Below are 17,009 nucleotides of genomic sequence, written 5' to 3'. Positions count from 1 at the left end.
GATCATCCCGACACCAATTTCACCTGTGTAACGCTGACGATCCACTGCCGACAACCGATCGTCAGAGCAGATGAAAGGATACTCCCATGAATCGCGTTGCCGCCATCGCCTCCGCAGTCGCCACTCTCGCCTTCGCAGACGCCGACCGTGCGGAAAGCCTCGATATGAATACCCCGTCGGGCATCGAATTAACGCTGCGCAGCTTTAGAGGCGGCAATCTCGATGTTCGGCAGGTGTACGATCACGGCGGCTCGGGAAATATCGGTGACCCCAAGTCGTTTGCCGCACGCAGCCTGAACGACATCCAAATGATCCGCGCCGCCATTGCCGTCAACAAGCCACTTGTGCATCAACTCAACGCCAGAGGCGTCTTGTTGGGAAACATCGTCAATGCCGACCAGGCCGCCGATGGCGGTATCACCGTCTACTATCGATAAAAGCAAGGGCGGCAGCGGAAGGCTGTCGCCCGATATTATGCTTTGCGGTTGTATTTTCCCACAGGATGGTGCCTCCTCCCCGGAAACAGGAGGAGCAAATGCCCAGCATATCGAAGCCAGTGATCAACGTCGCCGATGTGAAGCTTGAGCACTGGAAGCAAGGAGATCTGTACGAGAGCGCAGATGTCTCGTTCGGGTCGCTTCTCGGCCTCGCCGGTCTTGGCATAAGCTACAATGAAGTGCCGCCCGGCAAATCGAGCTGTCCGTTCCACAACCATCATGTGGAGGATGAACTGTTCTTCGTTATTGAAGGCACCGGCGAGTATCGCTTCGGTCCTGACCGCTATCCAATCCGGAAGGGCGACACGCTTGGTGCTCCAGCCGGAGGACAAGAGACCGCCCACCAGATCATCAACACAGGTTCGACGCCTCTCATTTACATCGGCATCTCGACAATGGCGAAGACCGAGATTGTCGAATATCCGGATTCCGGCAAATTTCTTGCCAAGACCAATCGCGACGGAGCGCAAACGAACCGCTTTCGCTTCATCGGCAGCGAAAGCAGCAACCTGGATTATTGGGATGGGGAACCCGGTGCATGACGCCCATTCAGGAGAGCATTTCGAAATGACCAGCATTTTGACCATCGAGACCGAGCGGTTGCTGCTGCGGCCGCATACCGTTGACGATTTTGAGGACTACCAGACGATGTGGAGCGACGAAGCGGTGGTGCGCTTCATCGGGGGTGTGCCCTCCACCCGCGAACAGGCCTGGGCACGCTTGCTTCGCGTCGCAGGCATGTGGCATCACATGGGTTTCGGGTTTCTGGCGATCGAGGAAAAGCAGTCAGGACGCTTCATCGGAGAAGCAGGCTTTCTTGACATGAAGCGGGACATGCATCCGGTCTCCACGGAAGGCACCTTGGAAACCGGTTGGGGGCTCATGCCCTTCGCGCAAGGCCGCGGTTACGCCTGCGAAGCGCTAACCGCGCTGATCGCCTGGGCAGAAAAACGCTTCCCCTCCAAACCCATGACCTGCATCATCGACCCGGGAAACGACGCTTCGCTGCGCCTCGCACGTAAGCTCGGCTTCCGCGAAATCCAGCGATGCAACTACAATGGAGAGGTCATTCTGCTTTCGCGGTCGGGAACTCAGCCAGCCTAGCGGCGTACCGCGCCATGGTGTCGACTTCGAAATTGACGAAATCTCCGGCCTTGCGCTCGCCCCAGGTCGTAACCTCGAGCGTATGACGGATCAGCAGCACGTCGAAATCGGCCCCATCAACCGCGTTGACGGTGAGCGATGTGCCGTCGAGGGCTATAGAGCCTTTGGGTGCGACGAACTTGGCGAGATGCTCGGGCGCCCGCAGGCGAAAGCGCGTCGCATCGCCCTCTTCGGTGACGGAGAGGATCTCGGCCTTGCCGTCGACATGCCCGGAAACGATGTGACCGCCGAGCTCATCGCCGATCTTCAGAGAGCGCTCGAGATTGATGCGGCTTCCTTCCTTCCACGTCCCGATGGTCGTCAGACGCAGCGCTTCCTCCCAGGCTTCAACCTCGAACCAGCGCCCGTTGCTGCCGTCGCTAGGCAAGCCGGTCACCGTCAGGCAGATGCCGGAGTGGGAGATCGAGGCGCCCATGTCGATCGTCGCCGGATCATAGGCAGTGGCGACACGCAGCTTGATGCCTTCCTTCAACGGCGAAACGGATTCGATCGTGCCGACGTCGGTAACAATTCCGGTAAACATCAAAGCTCTCTTTCGTACTCGTCCAGGCGATCGTCGCCAAACATGAAGGTGCCCTTGTGCAGGAAGCCCGATGGCATATCGGTCGTCGTCACCGGCGATTCAATACCGTCCTGCCCGATCACGACCGGTCCCTGGTAGAAGAGAATGCGATCGACGTATCCGGCATCAAGGAAGAGCTTCGCCGTCCGCGCGCCACCTTCTACGACAAGCGAGGAAATGCCGCGCGATGCGAGCGCGGGCAGCAGCTCGTCCGGACGGTTGGGATTGCATTGGACGATTTCGACGCCTGCCCGATCCAGCGCTGCGCGACGTGCGAGGAAAGCCTCGTCCTCGCTGTTGTCGAAGCGGGGCGGCTCGGTTGCGACGACGATGACCGGCACCTCCCTTGCGGTGGTCACCAGCCTGCTGTCCAGCGGCAAGGACAGATTTTCGTCCAGCACGACGCGGATCGGCGATCGCGTCTCAAGGCCAGGCGTGCGAACCGTCAGCAAGGGATCGTCGGCGATAGCCGTGCCGATCCCAACCAGAATCGCATCGGTTTCAGCGCGCAGCTTCTGGACCTCGGCGCGTGCGGCAGGACCGGTGATTGCGATCTGCCCCTCGCCCTTTTTCCCGATCATGCCATCAGCGGAAACCGCAAGCTTGAGAGTCACATAGGGCCGGTTCTTCGTCTGCCGCGTGAGATAGGCAGCGAGCGAGCGCTTGCCTTCAACTTCGAGAATCCCGGACTCGACCTCGATCCCGGCATCGCGCAACCTGGCAATACCCCTACCCGAAACACGCGGGTCCGGATCGGTCACGCTGATGACGACGCGACCGACGCCATAGGCAATCAGCGCCTCGGCGCAGGGCGGCGTCTTGCCGTAATGCGAGCAGGGTTCCAGCGTCACGTAGGCAGTGGCGCCCCGCGCCAGTTTTCCGGCTTCGGCCAATGCCTGCGGCTCGGCATGAGGTCGCCCGCCAACTGCCGTTACTCCACGGCCGACGATCTGCCCGTCAAGCACGATGGCGCAGCCGACCGAAGGATTGGTGAATGTCTGGCCGAGATGCAGGAGACCCAGGCGGATCGCCTCTTGCATGAAACGCGCGTCGTCTTCCGAAGCGCTCATGGGCTAGTTGTCCAGGGGATCGCGAGCGATCTTGGCGTTGATCTCGGAAATGACTTTCTCGAAATCCTCGGCGTGCGAGAAATCCCGGTAGACCGAGGCGTAGCGAACGAAGCCGACATCATCGAGGCTTTTTAGCGCCTCGAGCACCTGCAGGCCGATCTGCTCGGAGCTGATCTCGACTTCGCCGGAGCTTTCGAGCCGTCGAACTATACCGGAGACCGCGCGCTCGATGCGGTCGCGGTCGACCGGGCGTTTGCGCAACGCGATCTCGAAAGAACGCACCAACTTGTCGCGATCGAACGGCACCTTGCGGCCGGTCTTCTTCGACACCATCAGCTCCCGCAACTGCACGCGTTCAAAGGTCGTGAAGCGACCGCCGCAGTCGGGACAGATACGCCTCCGGCGGATGGACGTGTTGTCCTCCGCCGGGCGTGAATCCTTGACCTGTGTGTCTTCCGATCCGCAGAATGGGCAGCGCATGCGCTATCCTTAGCCGATGTAGTCGTACATTGGGAAGCGGTTGGTGAGGTTCATCACCTTGCCACGTACTGCAGCTTCGACGGCGGCGTTGCCTTCGTCGGAGTTGGCGACCTTCAGGCCATCGAGAACCTCGACGATGAGGTTGCCGATTTCCTTGAATTCCGCTTCCTTGAAGCCGCGCGTCGTGCCGGCCGGTGCGCCGAGACGCACGCCCGAGGTAACGAAGGGCTTTTCAGGATCGAACGGAATGCCGTTCTTGTTGCAGGTGATGTAGGCGCGGCCAAGCGCTGCTTCCGCCCGCTTGCCGGTCGCATTCTTCTTGCGAAGGTCGACGAGCATCAGGTGGTTGTCGGTGCCGCCGGAGACGACGTCGAGGCCACCGGCGATCAGCGTTTCGGCAAGCGCCTTGGCATTCTTGACGATCTGGGCCGCATAGTCCTTGAACTCAGGCTGAAGCGCTTCGCCGAAGGCAACGGCCTTGGCTGCGATGATGTGCATCAGCGGACCGCCCTGGAGACCCGGGAAAACGGCCGAGTTGAACTTCTTCGCCAGATCCTCGTCGTTGGTCAGGATCACACCACCGCGCGGGCCGCGCAGCGACTTGTGGGTCGTGGTCGTGGCAACGTGGCAATGCGGGAACGGCGACGGATGCTGGCCACCTGCAACCAGACCAGCGATGTGAGCCATATCAACCATGAGGTACGCGCCAACGGAGTCAGCGATCTCGCGGAAGCGCTTCCAGTCCCAGATACGGGAATAAGCAGTCCCGCCGGCGATGATGAGCTTCGGCTTGTGCTCTTCCGCCTTGCGGGCGACCTCGTCCATGTCGAGCAGGTTGTCGCCTTCGCGGACGCCGTAGGAGACGACGTTGAACCACTTGCCGGACATGTTGACCGGCGAGCCATGCGTCAGGTGACCGCCCGAGTTGAGGTCGAGGCCCATGAAGGTGTCGCCCGGCTGCAGCAACGCGAGGAACACGGCCTGGTTCATCTGCGAACCCGAGTTCGGTTGAACGTTGGCGAAGTTGACGCCGAAGAGCTTCTTGGCGCGTTCGATCGCCAGTTCTTCGGCGATGTCGACGAACTGGCAGCCGCCGTAATAGCGCTTGCCCGGATATCCCTCGGCATACTTGTTCGTCATGATGGAGCCCTGGGCTTCCAGCACCGCACGAGAAACGATGTTTTCCGAGGCGATGAGCTCGATCTCATGCCGCTGGCGGCCGAGCTCCTTTTCGATCGCGCCGAAGATGTCCGGATCGGTATCGGCAAGCGAACGATTGAAGAAGGTCTGGGTAGAAGCATTTGTCATGGGCGGGCTCCTCAACTGGAATGCGCGAAGGTATTAGCGTCCCGCCCTGTCAAGGGCAATACGAAGAACGACATTTGCTAGGCAATCTACGCGCAACAAATACCGCGCCTAGCTCACCTCTACCTCACTGTGCTGATCACAGGAATCCGGCAGAGGGACGGAAACACAAAAAACCGCGCCTCCCAGCGCGGTTTCCCAATTCAAATGCATGACGCTACTGAACCGGCTGCTCGGTGCCCGCCGTCGTGTCGAGCGCGAGTTCGGCATTGCCATCGAGCTGGTAGATATCGTCGCGGAACTGCACGACGCCATCGGGCATGCCCCAGGCTGAGATGTAAACGAAGTAAACCGGCACTTCTTCAGCGAGTTTGATCGGCGTGTTGACGCGGGTCGTGATGACCTGCTCCATCTGCTGACGCGACCACGGCGAGGTCTCGCGAAGCAACCACGTCGTCAGGTCGCGAACATTCTGAACGCGGACACAGCCGGATGACTCAAAGCGCATGAGCTTGTTGAAAAGGCCCTGCTGCGGCGTGTCATGCATGTACTCGCCGTTCTTGTTGTAGAAATTGATCTTCGTGGAGGCCATCGCGTTGGTCTTGCCTGGGTCCTGACGGAACATCAGGTTTGGCGCCTTCTCGGCATTCCAGTCGACCGTTTCCGGCGCCACCTCATTGCCCTTGCCGTCAATCAGGCGAATGGCATTCTTCTCGAGGTAGGTCGGATCCTTGCGCATCAGCGGCACGATATCCTTTTCGACGATCGACCGCGGTGCCGTCCAGTACGGATTGAGGATGACCTCGTAGATCTTCGAGTTGACGAGATGCGTGGGACGGCTGATGCGGCCGACGACGGCTGCATGGCGCGTGGCAACGCTGCCGTCTTCAACTGCCTCGACATAAGCCGCCGGAATGTTGACCATCACATGGCGGCGTCCCAGTTCTTCCGGGAACGTCTGAATGCGGATGAGGTTTGTGTTCAGTTGCTGCAGGCGAACGTCAGCCGGAATGTTCATGGCCTTCAAGGTGAACTCGCCGATGACACCGTCAGCCGGAAGCCCGTGGCGCGCCTGGAAGCGCTTGACGGCGCCGTCGACATAGGAGTCGAATGCGCTGGAAATGCCCGCTTCGCGTGGCAGGTCGCCGGTGATAATCAGGCGCTGACGAAGGCTCTGGACGGCCGGATCATTCACACCGATCTGCAGACGCTGCTGGCTTGGGCTCACTTCCGGCCAGCCGCCCGCGGAAGCGATCTGCTGATACTGGGCGATCGCCTGCTGGATGCTCGGCACCGACTGCGGCCCGAGAATCGGCGTGTTCGAAACGACGGCTGTCGCCGTGCGGGATGCGGCCTTCGCATCGAACTGGTCGTCCCAATCGCCCCGCTGCGGAGCATTGATGAGCGAATCGATGGCCGATTGCGCGAATGCGGGGGCTGCCAGAGCGCCCGCGCCGACCATTGCCGCAGACGTCAGAAACGCGCGACGAGAGAAAGCTTCAGTTCCGATTTTCTTCGACATTCATCCCAACCACTAAATTGCCCTTGAGAGACCGGCGGCCTTCGCTATCCCTGCGAGAACGCAAATCTCTATCAACCCGTCGCCACGGCGCATCGCACAATCTCTCTGCCGGCGATCACATGATTGCAAGCAGGGAGCGCGAGGTTATCGGACCTCAATTGGGGAAGCGCCATTTGCCGTGTATTTCCGCTGACATGCTAATATGGCCAATTCGTGTCGCCCTGCACCACGCTCAACCGTCGGTGGCGGGCGATGCGCGAAAAACCATACCGATCCACAGAATGTGGCGGTTAATAGCGGCTAAAAAACGGCTTGAATACAGGCGATTATGCTTGCCTGCCATGCGTTGCAAAGATGTCACGAAATCGCCGACGCGGTCCGGATTACTCGCGCCAGTGGTCGGCCACCCACGGGGTTGGGCGGATATAATGGCGCAGATAACGAAACAGCGACTTGTTCCTCCGCCGCTCCGGATCGAACATATGCGAGATGTGATCAAGCGGCGGCGCGGCACGCCCCTTCAGACCGAAGCGCCCTTCGACCGCGAACTGCGGATGAAAATCGCGTGGAAAGAGGATCACCCGGGCGTTCGCGGGAAGGCGCGGTGTCAGGAAATAATTCAAAGGGAAAGGCCAGCGACAATCCTGCCTGAAGTGCAGGACCCAGCGGCGGGGAAAGAACGTCGCGCCACCGGGCGCATTTCGTGTCACGAAGCGCTGTTCGAATTCGTACTTGTCAGCCACGCCCTGCGGATCGGCGCGGAACGTCTCCTGCAACGGAACAAGCTTGCCGACCGGGAAGCGGAAGAGAGAGGTCTGCCCGAGGCGTTCGAACGGCGTCGTCTGGTTGCGCGACAGGATGACGTCATCCGGTTCGCCAACCTCGAAGAACGAGTCGAGAGAGCCGACAATCACCAGATCGAGGTCCAGGAACAGGACCGGGCCGCTCAAATTTCCAAGCTTCGGACCCCAAAGCCGCCCCTTGGGCCAGATGCCCTTCGTCCTCACCGGCATGTTCTCGACATCCAGCGGCGGCAGGTCTTCGCATAGGATTTCTGGATTCAAGCCGGCGCGGTCGTCGGTAAAGCAAGTGAAAGTGAAGGGCGGCGTAATGTTGCGCTTCACCATGGCGTAGAGGCGGTTGATGAAGGGGGCGCCGTACTTGGTTCCCCAGCTTATGCAGATGACCTGCTTCACCCCACCACTTGCAGCCAATACAGCTGACGTCATGACCTGCAACTCCTGGCTCACGCGAAAAACCCTAGACTCGTGCGGACGTCATTATCAAGTCGGCGACCAAATATGTAGCCCCCGCAACGAGGCGCAGCAAACGGCGAAAAGAGCGCCACGGAATACCGTTGCGCCCTTTCGTGCCTTGGAGGTCCATTAAGCCAGCAGGGAAGTTGGCTTAAAAGGTTACAGGCGATAGAGGATCTGGTCGTTCCAGAAGCGGTCCAGACGGGTGAGCAGCTTGTTCATCTGCGTGAATTCGTCGGTGCCGATGCCGCCGACCTTGTCGATCGAGCCGATATGGCGTTCATAGAGCTTGGCGACGGTTTCGGCGATGTCCTGGCCCGTTTCCGTCAGGCTGATGCGGACCGAGCGACGGTCGATGCGCGAGCGCTGATGGTTGATAAAGCCGAGGTCGACCAGCTTCTTGACGTTGTAGGAGACGTTGGAGCCGAGATAGTAACCGCGAGAGCGAAGTTCGCCGGCGGTCAGCTCGGAGTTGCCGATATTGAAGAGAAGAAGCGCCTGGACGGCGTTGACGTCGCTGCGACCCTGACGGTCGAACTCATCCTTGATGACGTCGAGCAGACGGCGGTGAAGACGTTCAACAAGATGAAGGGATTCCATGTAAAGATCACGGATGCCCTGTTCCTGCTGGTCACGGAAGTTCGATACCGCCTGCGGCTTGATTTTCGTGTTCATGATGACTGCCTCACTGTTTGTTTGGCGGTGTTGGTTTTCTTCCCGCCTTGAGACAGACCCTATCGAATACAAATAAAATTCTACTTAAACCGCAGGCTTAACAGTGCCTTACCGGAAACCCACGTTGTATCAGGGTAAATCAACGCTTACCTGCTGGCGCCGCTTGCGCTTCTCGTACCAGAGCGCGGCGCGGAATCCCAGGTAGACCAGGGCTACCGCAAAATGCAGCAGAACGATCAGCCGATTGCCCCCGAAAATCTCCGGCATGAAGCCGTACATGATGATCTGTCCGCCTGCCGCGAGCACCCAGATAACCGGTCCCCAGGACACGGCAAGCCACAGCCCGAGAGACGCGACAGGGAAGAGAACGGCAAGGCAGGTGCTTGCGACCTTCCAGGGAAGGCTGAGCAGATCGAAGCGCCCTGCCCCCACAAGCGAATAGCCGACAAGCATCGCCCAATACTGCAATCCGAACCAGAAGCAGGAAATGGCGACAAGCCGCAGGAACAGGATGAAGAGAACGCTGGTCAGCGTCCGTTTCGGTATCGTCGGAGAATCAGCGTCCATGTCTCAAACAATAGGGTTGTGGTTGCGACTTCGCCAGCGCCTCATCGATTGCGGCCAATCGTCCGGTTTGGATTTCGGCGACGCCATGATAATGAGCGGTTCGACAATTGGAATGGCAAAAGCTGGAACGACCATGCAGGACAAGACCCACCTCGTCGATGAAATCACCGGCCATCGGCGCATGCGCCGCAACCGCAAGGCGGATTGGACGCGCCGCCTCGTGCGGGAAAACCGCCTGACGGTCGACGATCTCATCTGGCCGGTTTTCGTCGTGCCGGGCACCGGCATCGTCGAGCCGATACCGGCGATGCCCGGCGTCAACCGCATGAGTGTTGACAAGCTCGTCGAAGCCACGAAAGAAGCGGCTGACCTCGGCATCCCGGCGATCGCGACCTTCCCCAATATCGAGATGGAACTGCGCGACGAAACCGGCTCGAACAGTCTCGAAGCCAACAACCTGATCAACCAGGCAACGACCGCGATCAAGAAAGCGGTGCCCGGCATCGGCGTCATCACCGATGTGGCGCTCGATCCTTTCACGAGCCATGGCCATGACGGGATCCTGCGACAGGGCGAGATCGTCAACGACGAGACGGTCGATCAGGTCGCGCGCGCAGCTGTGATGCAGGCCGATGCCGGATCGGACATCATTTCCCCCTCGGAGATGATGGACGGCAGAATCGGAGCCATCCGCCGCGCGCTCGATGCCGCAGGGCATCAGAACGTCGGCATCATGAGCTATGCCACGAAATTCGCCTCAGCTTTCTACGGCCCCTACCGCGAGGCGATCTCGACCGGTGGACTGCTCAAGGGCGACAAGAAGACCTACTACATCGATCCGGCAAACGGCACCGAAGCGATCCGCGACGCCGCGCTTGACGTGGAGGAAGGTGCCGACATGCTGATGGTCAAGCCAGGACTTCCCTATCTCGACATCTGCTGGCGCATGAAGGAGGCCTTCGGTCTGCCGACCTTCGCCTATCAGGTTTCCGGTGAGTACACACAGATCAAGGCTGCCGCGATGAATGGCTGGATCGACGGCGAGCGCGCGATGCTGGAGACCCTGCTGTCATTCAAGCGTGCGGGCTGCGATGGCATCCTCACCTATTTTGCGGTCGAGGTGGCCAGGATCCTCACCAAGCGCTGATTGCGCCCAATATTGCATTTCCAGGAAGCGATACCATATCAGCGGCATCGTTTTCTCGAAAGGAGACCGCAACGATGACGCTCACTCCCAACCCGCTTTATGCTGCACCGGACGACTGGCGCGCCTATAGCGGCACGCTGAGCCGTCGTGTCTTCGCATTCATCCTCGACTACGTGATCGTCCTGCTGCTCTGCATCCCGGCAGCGGTCGTGCTTTTCTTCTTGTCGATCGTCACACTGGGGCTGGGATTCTTTCTTTATCCGGCGCTGTTCCTGATCGTCGCGGGCCTCTATTTCGGTTTTACGGTGGGCGGCCCCAATCAAGCCTCTCTGGGCATGCGCGCAATGGGGATTGCGATCGTGCGTGTCGATGGGCAGCGGATGGACTTTCTGACCGCCATCGTTCACCTGGCGCTTTTCTGGATCCTGAACTCCGTTCTGACGCCGCTGATCTTGCTGGTCGGCCTATTCACCGAGCGCAGCCGGTTGATCCACGATTTTCTGGTGGGCACCGTCACGGTACGCACCGCCTGATCAGGCCCGCTACAAGCTAAAATAAACGCTGCTCCTGGCCTTTGCCGGGAGCCTTTCGGCGCCATATCCAAAAGTATAACGCGCGACAAGGGGCAGGAGACCGGTTGACGTTTTCTATTCTTAAGTCATCCTGTCAGACAAGCAACGAACCGAAGGAAATCTCCGCAACAGATGAATACGCAGACGACGCCATCACCGCAGTTTTATCTGACTGCTCCGGCTGCGTGCCCCTATCTGGCCCACGAGATGGAACGCAAGGTCTTTACACATCTCGTCGGCCCCCGCGCAGCGGAGATGAACGATATCCTGACACAAGGCGGCTTTCGCCGGTCGCAGAACATTGCCTATCGACCGGCCTGCGAGGCCTGCCGTGCCTGCATTTCCGTCCGTATCCTCGCGCAGGAGTTCCTGCCGACGAAATCAATGAAGCGGGTGTTGGCGACGAATGCCGATATCATCTCCACCGAATTCCCCGCTCAGCCCTCCAGCGAGCAATACTCGCTATTCCGACGCTATCTCGACTTTCGCCACCAACAGGGCGGAATGTCCGACATGACCGTGCTCGACTACGCCATCATGGTCGAGGATACACATGTGAACACCAAGATCATCGAGTATCGGCTTCGAAAGGAAGGCGCTGGCCTCGAAGAGCGCCCGACGGGTGAGCTGCTGGCCGCCGCTCTCACAGATACGATGAGCGATGGCCTGTCCATGGTCTATTCCTACTTCAATCCTGACATGGATCGACGCTCCCTTGGTACGTTTATGATTCTTGATCACATCAAGCGCACAAAGGCTTTGGGTCTTCCGCATGTCTACCTGGGCTACTGGGTTCAAGGGTCGCGGAAAATGGACTACAAGACTCGCTTCCAGCCACAGGAGCACCTGACTTCGCGCGGCTGGGAACGTTTCGATCCCTCCACAATGCCCGAAAGCACACGCTACTAAATGCCCCTCCCTGCCCTCTCCGATCATCGGAAGGGTCTGCTGCTGACGGCGATCGGCGGTCTGGCCCTTTCCATGGATATTCCGCTGGTACGCCTTGCACACGGAGACATGTGGTCGATCCTCGGCATGCGCAGCCTCACGACGGTTGCCGTCGCGGTGCTGGTGATCTGCCTTACCAGCTACGTCAAAGGCACGTGGCCGGTGCTCGTGCCCGGCAGGCACAGCCTTGCGGCGGGACTGCTCTATGGCTGTTCGACGCTGACCTTCCTGCTTGCCGTCTTCAATACGGCAACAGCCAATGTGGTCTTCATCGTCGCGTTCAATCCGATGTTCGGAGCGCTTCTATCATGGGTGTTCCTCAAGGAACGCCCTTCGGTATCCACGCTCGTCACCATGGCGGTGATGGTGTTCGGTGTTGGCTTGATCGTGCATGATGGATTGGCCGGCGGCCATGTCTTTGGTGATGCCATGGCGCTGCTCAGCGCCTTTATCCTTGCATCGGCAATTACGGTCGGCCGGGCATCACGCCGGGACATGGGCTTCGTGCCCCTGCTTGCCGCCGCCCTGCCCGCCATCCTCGGCTTTGCCAAGGCATTGCCGAGCGGGCTCGCCATAGAACATCCGGCCTGGATCATCCTCAATGGCGCACTTCTGATGCCGGTTGCCTTTTGGTGCCTCGCCACGGGACCACGCTATCTATCAGCGCCCGAAGTCGGCATGTTCTATCTGCTCGAAACCATTCTGGCTCCGATCTGGATCTGGCTGGTCTTCGCGGAAACGCCCCCGACGATGACGCTCATCGGCGGCGCGATCCTGGTCTTTGCGATTATGGCGCACTCGCTTTGGATGGTTCGGAGGCGGCTTGCGCGACAATCTCTGGCGCATTGACCACCTGCATCGCCTCGAGCTCGCGTTCAAGCCCTTGCATCACATGAACCCAGCCCTGTCGCGTCTGCTCCTCGAACTGCCCCCATTCGGCGCACATTTCGTGTGAGAGTGTCAACCGCGTGCCTTCGGCCAGTGGTTCGATGTCGATCTGGATTCGATCTGCGTTGTGGTCATGCTCCGCTGCCGAGAAGCAGAAGACCATTCGCCGCGGCCGGCGCAATTCCAGAAACACGCCGTAATGGACCGCGTCACCTGTCGGACGCCGGTCGATGACGAGAAAATGGCCGCCCACCTTCGGATCGATATCGGCGCGGATAACGCGGCCTTCGTCGCTCGCGAAGAGGAATCGTTTTGCGATTTGCGGGTTCAGCCATGCGTCATAGACAGCGCAGGGCGAGGCATTGAAACTATGCGCAACGTTCAAGGTGATGGTATTGCAAGCACTCATCAACATTCCTCCGTGATCGGACATGACGTTTTCCCTGAAGCGCCACATTCGATCATTCCGTCCGCCTGCGGAATGATGTCTGTCCATGTTGTGATTACAGGACAGAGGTAGAGGAGTTGCCTCGCTCGCCAAGAGCGAGGCCAATATTTTTTGTCTTAGCCGGCAAACTTGCCGCTGCGCGGGAAGCCCTTCGGAACGGTGCGGCCGGCTGTCGCGCGATCAGCGAGCCATTCGGCAAGCTCGTCCTTGTTCTTGGTGAAGGTGCGGCCGGCGCTGTCTTCCCAGACGAGCCCGTCAGCGATCGCGAAGCAGCGCACGTCCGAGATGCCGCCATCCTTGTAGCGCTGCAGGCGAACGCCCTTGCCGCGACCCATTTCCGGCACCTGCGCCAGTGGGAAGGCGAGCAGCTTGCGGTTCTCGCCGACGACGGCGACATGGTCGCCGCTGACGGGAACGATCAGCTTCGTCTCATCAGGCATGGAGACGTTCATGATCTGCTTGCCCTTGCGGGTATTGGCCACCATGTCGGCTTCGGCAACGACGAAGCCGTTGCCGGCCGTCGAGACGATCATCTGCTTGCGGGCCGGATCGTGCACAAAGGCGGTCAGGACGTCCTGATCGTTTTCCATGTCGATCATGATGCGCAGTGGTTCGCCGTGGCCTCGACCGCCAGGCAGCTTGTCGCCGCCGAGGGTGAAGGCCTTGCCACCTGTCGTGATGATGAGGATCTTGTCGGTCGTCTGCGCCGGGAAGGCAACCTTCAGCGCGTCGCCTTCCTTGAAGGTCAAGGTCGCGGTGTCGGAGATGTGCCCCTTCAGTGCGCGGATCCAACCCTTTTCGGAGACGACGACGGTGATCGGTTCTTTCTCGATCATCGCCTGCTGGATGGCCTGCTCGTCGGCCTCGGGCGCCTCGGCGAACTGGGTGCGGCGGCGGCCGAGCTCGGTTGCTTTCGCGAACTTCTTCTTCACCTCGCCGATTTCCCAGGCGACCGTCTGCCACTGCTTTTCGTCCGATGCCAGCAGGGCCTCGATCTCGCCCTTCTCCTTGGTGAGTTCGTCGAACTCCGTGCGGATCTCGAACTCCTCGAGCTTGCGCAACGAGCGCAATCGCATGTTCAGGATCGCTTCGACCTGATTGTCGGTGAGCGACCAGCGCGCGATCATCACCGGTTTCGGCTCGTCCTCTTCGCGGATGATGCGGATGACTTCATCGATATTTAGGTAAGCGATCAGCAAGCCGCCGAGGATTTCTAGGCGCCGGTCAATGGCGGCCAGACGGAAGCGCGAGCGGCGCTGCAGCACGTCGCGCCGATGGTCGAGCCATTCCTTCAGCACCTCATTCAGAGCCATGACGCGCGGGATGCGCCCCATCGAAAGAACGTTCATGTTCAGCGGGAAGCGGCTTTCCAGCTCCGTTAGCTTGAACATGGATTCCATAAGGATCGTCGGGTCGACTGTGCGGTTCTTCGGCACCAGCACGACACGAACGTCTTCAGCGGATTCGTCCCGGATGTCCTCGAGCAAGGGCAGCTTGCGCGCCAGCAGCAGTTCGGCGATCTTTTCGATCAGGCGGGACTTTTGCACTTGAAACGGGATTTCGGTGACGATGATCTGGTAGCCGCCGCGGCCGAGATCCTCGATCTCCCACTTGGCGCGTGTGCGGAAACCGCCACGGCCGGTCTTGTAGGCCTCGATGATGCTTTCACGGCCGTCGATGATAATGCCGCCAGTCGGGAAGTCCGGACCGGGAATGAACTCGACCAGTTTCTCCACCGTAGCGTCGGGGTGCTTGATGAGGTGAAGCGCGGCATCACATAGCTCGTGGACATTGTGCGAGGGAATCGACGTTGCCATGCCGACCGCAATACCGGACGAACCGTTCGCAAGCAGGTTCGGGAAGGCGCCCGGCAGAACGACCGGCTCCTCGTCTTCCTCGTTGTAGGTTAGCCGGAAATCGACCGCATCCTGTTCGATGCCATCGAGCAGCAGACCCGCGACCTCGGTCATGCGCGCTTCGGTATATCGATAGGCGGCAGCACTGTCGCCGTCGATGTTGCCGAAGTTGCCCTGCCCGTCGACGACGGGATAGCGCTGCGAGAAATCCTGCGCGAGGCGCACCAGCGCATCGTAAACCGACTGGTCGCCATGCGGATGGAACTTACCGATGACGTCGCCGACGATACGGGCGCACTTCTTGAAGGCGGAATTGGGCCGAATGCCCATTTCGCTCATGGCGTGAATGATACGGCGGTGCACCGGCTTCAAGCCATCACGCACGTCCGGGAGCGCGCGGTGCATGATGGTCGATAGCGCATAGGCAAGGTATCGCTCTTCGAGCGCCGCCTTCAGATCGACCGGAAGGATACTATCGTCGTCTCCGCCAGAGGGCGGCAAAATCTCTTGTCCCATATGTCCTGACTAGCCGAGATGACCCTTTTGAGCAAGGAATCCGGGCATTCCGGCTGTGGATGAAGTCTTCGAAGGACAGGAAAACAATGCGCCGCGACACTTTGCCTGAATTTGGTCGTTGTTTCGTTTTCCCTTCAACACAAATTTAGAAATCCGCAAATATAAACCGCGATTGAACCACAGTAGATCGGCCACGAATTGAGCCGTCGCTACGAACCGCCACTAGGGGACCCCAGATGACTTTTTACCGGACGACACGGCTGATGCTTTCGGGCGTTGCCTTTCTTTCTCTCGCCGGCTCCGCCTTCGCTCTCGATGGCCAGGATCTGCTGAAGAAGATCAACGCGGCCTATAGCCAGCAGGGCGGCACGATCGTTGCCGATAGTGTCAATGTCGACGGCACGACAGTGACGCTGAAGAAGGCGAGCTTCAAGGCAAACAGCGGCGAAGCGGTGTCGATCGGCGACATCACCATGACGGGCGTCGAGGCAGACGACGACGGCGGCTATTATGTCGAGGAAGCGTCCTTCCCGAACATCAGCGCCACGAGCGAAGGCGCCACCTTCACGGCATCCGATCTGACGCTTAACGGCATTTCGATCCCTGCCGATCCGAAGGGCGAAGGGCTCGACGCCATGCTGCTCTACGAGAACGCCCACAGCGGCCCGGTGAAGGTCGTCCAGAACGGCGCCGAGCTGTTCTCGATCACCGAAAGCGACGTCAACCTGACGCTTCGCGAAGACGAGTCCGGCTTCGATTTCGATGGTGCCTTCAAGGGCCTGAAGGCCGATCTCAGCAAGGCAAGCGACGCTCAGAGCAAGGAAGCGATCGACAAGCTGGCGCTGCAGCACATCCAAGGCGACATCACCATGAAGGGCGCTTGGGAACTGACACCCGGCACGATCGACGTTTCCGAATTCGCGTTCGACTTCAACAACATCGGCAAGCTGAACCTCGCCTTCAAAATCTCCGGCTACACCATGCCCTTCATAAAGTCGCTGCAGGAAGCCGCCAAGCAGGCCGAAGCGAACCAGAACAAGGAAGAAGCGCAGCAGGCTCTCGGCCTCTCGATGCTCGGACTGATGCAGCAGCTGTCGTTTGAAAGCGCCCAGATCCGCTTCGACGACGCCTCCATTACCAAGCGCGCGCTCGATTACGCCGGCAGCCAGCAGAACATCTCCGGCCAGCAGATGGCGGATTCGCTGAAGGCGATGACGCCGATCATGCTGGCGCAGCTCAACATTCCGGAGCTACAGAACGCCGTGTCGGCGGCCGTCAACACCTTCCTCGACGACCCGAAGAACTTGACGCTTGCCGCTGCTCCAGCAAAGCCCGTACCGTTCCCGATGATCATGGGGGCCGCGATGGGCGCACCGAACACGCTGCCGCAGGTTCTCGGCGTGAAGGTTTCGGCCAACGATTGATGTGCCGAGCTTGAGTATTTGAAACCCGGCGCGCAATTGCCCGCCGGGCTTCTTGTATTTTGCGAGCCGACCGTCACGCGCCTGGATGCGAGGCGATCTACGCTGCGATCTG

General features: G+C 59.7%; 18 protein-coding genes. 8 read left to right on the top strand and 10 right to left on the bottom strand.

The features are described from left to right. Positions 1-86: 86 nt before the first annotated feature. The 3 genes from LPU83_RS45565 to LPU83_RS45555 all read left to right on the top strand — a co-directional run bounded on the left by LPU83_RS45565 (position 87) and on the right by LPU83_RS45555 (position 1,601). The gene (locus LPU83_RS45565; RefSeq protein ID WP_024316606.1) at positions 87-437 is read left to right on the top strand and encodes a hypothetical protein; all 351 of its coding nucleotides are present in this window, start codon (positions 87-89) and stop codon (positions 435-437) included. 98 nt (positions 438-535) lie between these two features. Further along, positions 536-1,039, top strand: a complete 504-nt coding sequence (locus LPU83_RS45560) for a cupin domain-containing protein (protein ID WP_024316607.1) — start codon at positions 536-538, stop codon at positions 1,037-1,039. A gap of 25 nt (positions 1,040-1,064) precedes the next feature. Further along, complete coding sequence (locus tag LPU83_RS45555) at positions 1,065-1,601, top strand: GNAT family N-acetyltransferase (RefSeq protein ID WP_024316608.1); 537 nt, start codon at positions 1,065-1,067, stop codon at positions 1,599-1,601. Here the strand turns inward: LPU83_RS45555 and LPU83_RS45550 are convergent. The 8 genes from LPU83_RS45550 to LPU83_RS45515 all read right to left on the bottom strand — a co-directional run bounded on the left by LPU83_RS45550 (position 1,564) and on the right by LPU83_RS45515 (position 9,098). Continuing rightward, the gene (locus LPU83_RS45550) at positions 1,564-2,184 is read right to left on the bottom strand and encodes a riboflavin synthase (RefSeq protein ID WP_024316609.1); all 621 of its coding nucleotides are present in this window, start codon (positions 2,182-2,184) and stop codon (positions 1,564-1,566) included. The genes LPU83_RS45555 and LPU83_RS45550 overlap by 38 nt on opposite strands. Beyond that, positions 2,184-3,293, bottom strand: a complete 1,110-nt coding sequence (gene ribD, locus LPU83_RS45545) for a bifunctional diaminohydroxyphosphoribosylaminopyrimidine deaminase/5-amino-6-(5-phosphoribosylamino)uracil reductase RibD (protein WP_024316610.1) — start codon at positions 3,291-3,293, stop codon at positions 2,184-2,186. The genes LPU83_RS45550 and ribD overlap by 1 nt, the downstream gene beginning before the upstream one ends. A 3-nt stretch (positions 3,294-3,296) precedes the next feature. Further along, on the bottom strand, positions 3,297-3,773 hold the full coding sequence (gene nrdR, locus LPU83_RS45540) for a transcriptional regulator NrdR (protein ID WP_007531462.1): 477 nt from the start codon (positions 3,771-3,773) through the stop codon (positions 3,297-3,299). Between the two features lie 9 nt (positions 3,774-3,782). After that, positions 3,783-5,081, bottom strand: a complete 1,299-nt coding sequence (gene glyA, locus LPU83_RS45535) for a serine hydroxymethyltransferase (protein WP_024316611.1) — start codon at positions 5,079-5,081, stop codon at positions 3,783-3,785. Positions 5,082-5,295: 214 nt separating this feature from the next. After that, the gene (locus LPU83_RS45530) at positions 5,296-6,600 is read right to left on the bottom strand and encodes a L,D-transpeptidase family protein (RefSeq protein WP_024316612.1); all 1,305 of its coding nucleotides are present in this window, start codon (positions 6,598-6,600) and stop codon (positions 5,296-5,298) included. 383 nt (positions 6,601-6,983) lie between these two features. Beyond that, on the bottom strand, positions 6,984-7,829 hold the full coding sequence (locus tag LPU83_RS45525; RefSeq protein ID WP_024316613.1) for a hypothetical protein: 846 nt from the start codon (positions 7,827-7,829) through the stop codon (positions 6,984-6,986). 186 nt (positions 7,830-8,015) lie between these two features. After that, positions 8,016-8,531, bottom strand: coding sequence for a transcriptional regulator LdtR (ldtR, locus tag LPU83_RS45520; protein ID WP_007801049.1), 516 nt, complete (start codon positions 8,529-8,531; stop codon positions 8,016-8,018). A 129-nt stretch (positions 8,532-8,660) separates the two neighbouring features. Continuing rightward, positions 8,661-9,098, bottom strand: a complete 438-nt coding sequence (locus tag LPU83_RS45515; protein WP_024316614.1) for a DUF6163 family protein — start codon at positions 9,096-9,098, stop codon at positions 8,661-8,663. A gap of 133 nt (positions 9,099-9,231) precedes the next feature. Here LPU83_RS45515 and hemB point away from each other — a divergent pair, with 133 nt between their 5' ends. From hemB to LPU83_RS45495, 4 genes are all read left to right on the top strand, one after another. Further along, a complete protein-coding gene (gene hemB, locus LPU83_RS45510) occupies positions 9,232-10,245 on the top strand; it encodes a porphobilinogen synthase (RefSeq protein WP_024316615.1) in 1,014 nt (337 codons plus the stop codon). A 74-nt stretch (positions 10,246-10,319) separates the two neighbouring features. Beyond that, positions 10,320-10,778 (top strand): RDD family protein, encoded by a 459-nt coding sequence (locus LPU83_RS45505; protein WP_024316616.1) that lies wholly within the window; start codon positions 10,320-10,322, stop codon positions 10,776-10,778. Between the two features lie 171 nt (positions 10,779-10,949). Continuing rightward, entirely contained in the window at positions 10,950-11,726 is a 777-nt protein-coding gene (locus LPU83_RS45500; RefSeq protein ID WP_024316617.1) for an arginyltransferase, read from the top strand. Then, entirely contained in the window at positions 11,727-12,614 is an 888-nt protein-coding gene (locus tag LPU83_RS45495; protein ID WP_024316618.1) for a DMT family transporter, read from the top strand. Here LPU83_RS45495 and LPU83_RS45490 read toward each other — a convergent pair. Together LPU83_RS45490 and parC are read right to left on the bottom strand one after the other, a co-directional pair. Further along, positions 12,553-13,062, bottom strand: a complete 510-nt coding sequence (locus LPU83_RS45490) for an SRPBCC family protein (protein ID WP_024316619.1) — start codon at positions 13,060-13,062, stop codon at positions 12,553-12,555. The genes LPU83_RS45495 and LPU83_RS45490 overlap by 62 nt on opposite strands. Before the next feature lie 155 nt (positions 13,063-13,217). Further along, positions 13,218-15,473, bottom strand: coding sequence for a DNA topoisomerase IV subunit A (parC, locus tag LPU83_RS45485; RefSeq protein WP_024316620.1), 2,256 nt, complete (start codon positions 15,471-15,473; stop codon positions 13,218-13,220). Positions 15,474-15,709: 236 nt separating this feature from the next. On the opposite strand from parC, the gene LPU83_RS45480 reads away from it, so the two are divergent. Then, complete coding sequence (locus LPU83_RS45480; protein ID WP_024316621.1) at positions 15,710-16,897, top strand: hypothetical protein; 1,188 nt, start codon at positions 15,710-15,712, stop codon at positions 16,895-16,897. Positions 16,898-17,009: the final 112 nt, after the last annotated feature.

It is taken from the genome of Rhizobium favelukesii, assembly GCF_000577275.2.
Classification (GTDB): Bacteria; Pseudomonadota; Alphaproteobacteria; order Rhizobiales; family Rhizobiaceae; genus Rhizobium; species Rhizobium favelukesii.
This window is presented reverse-complemented; position numbering and strand designations above follow the sequence as displayed.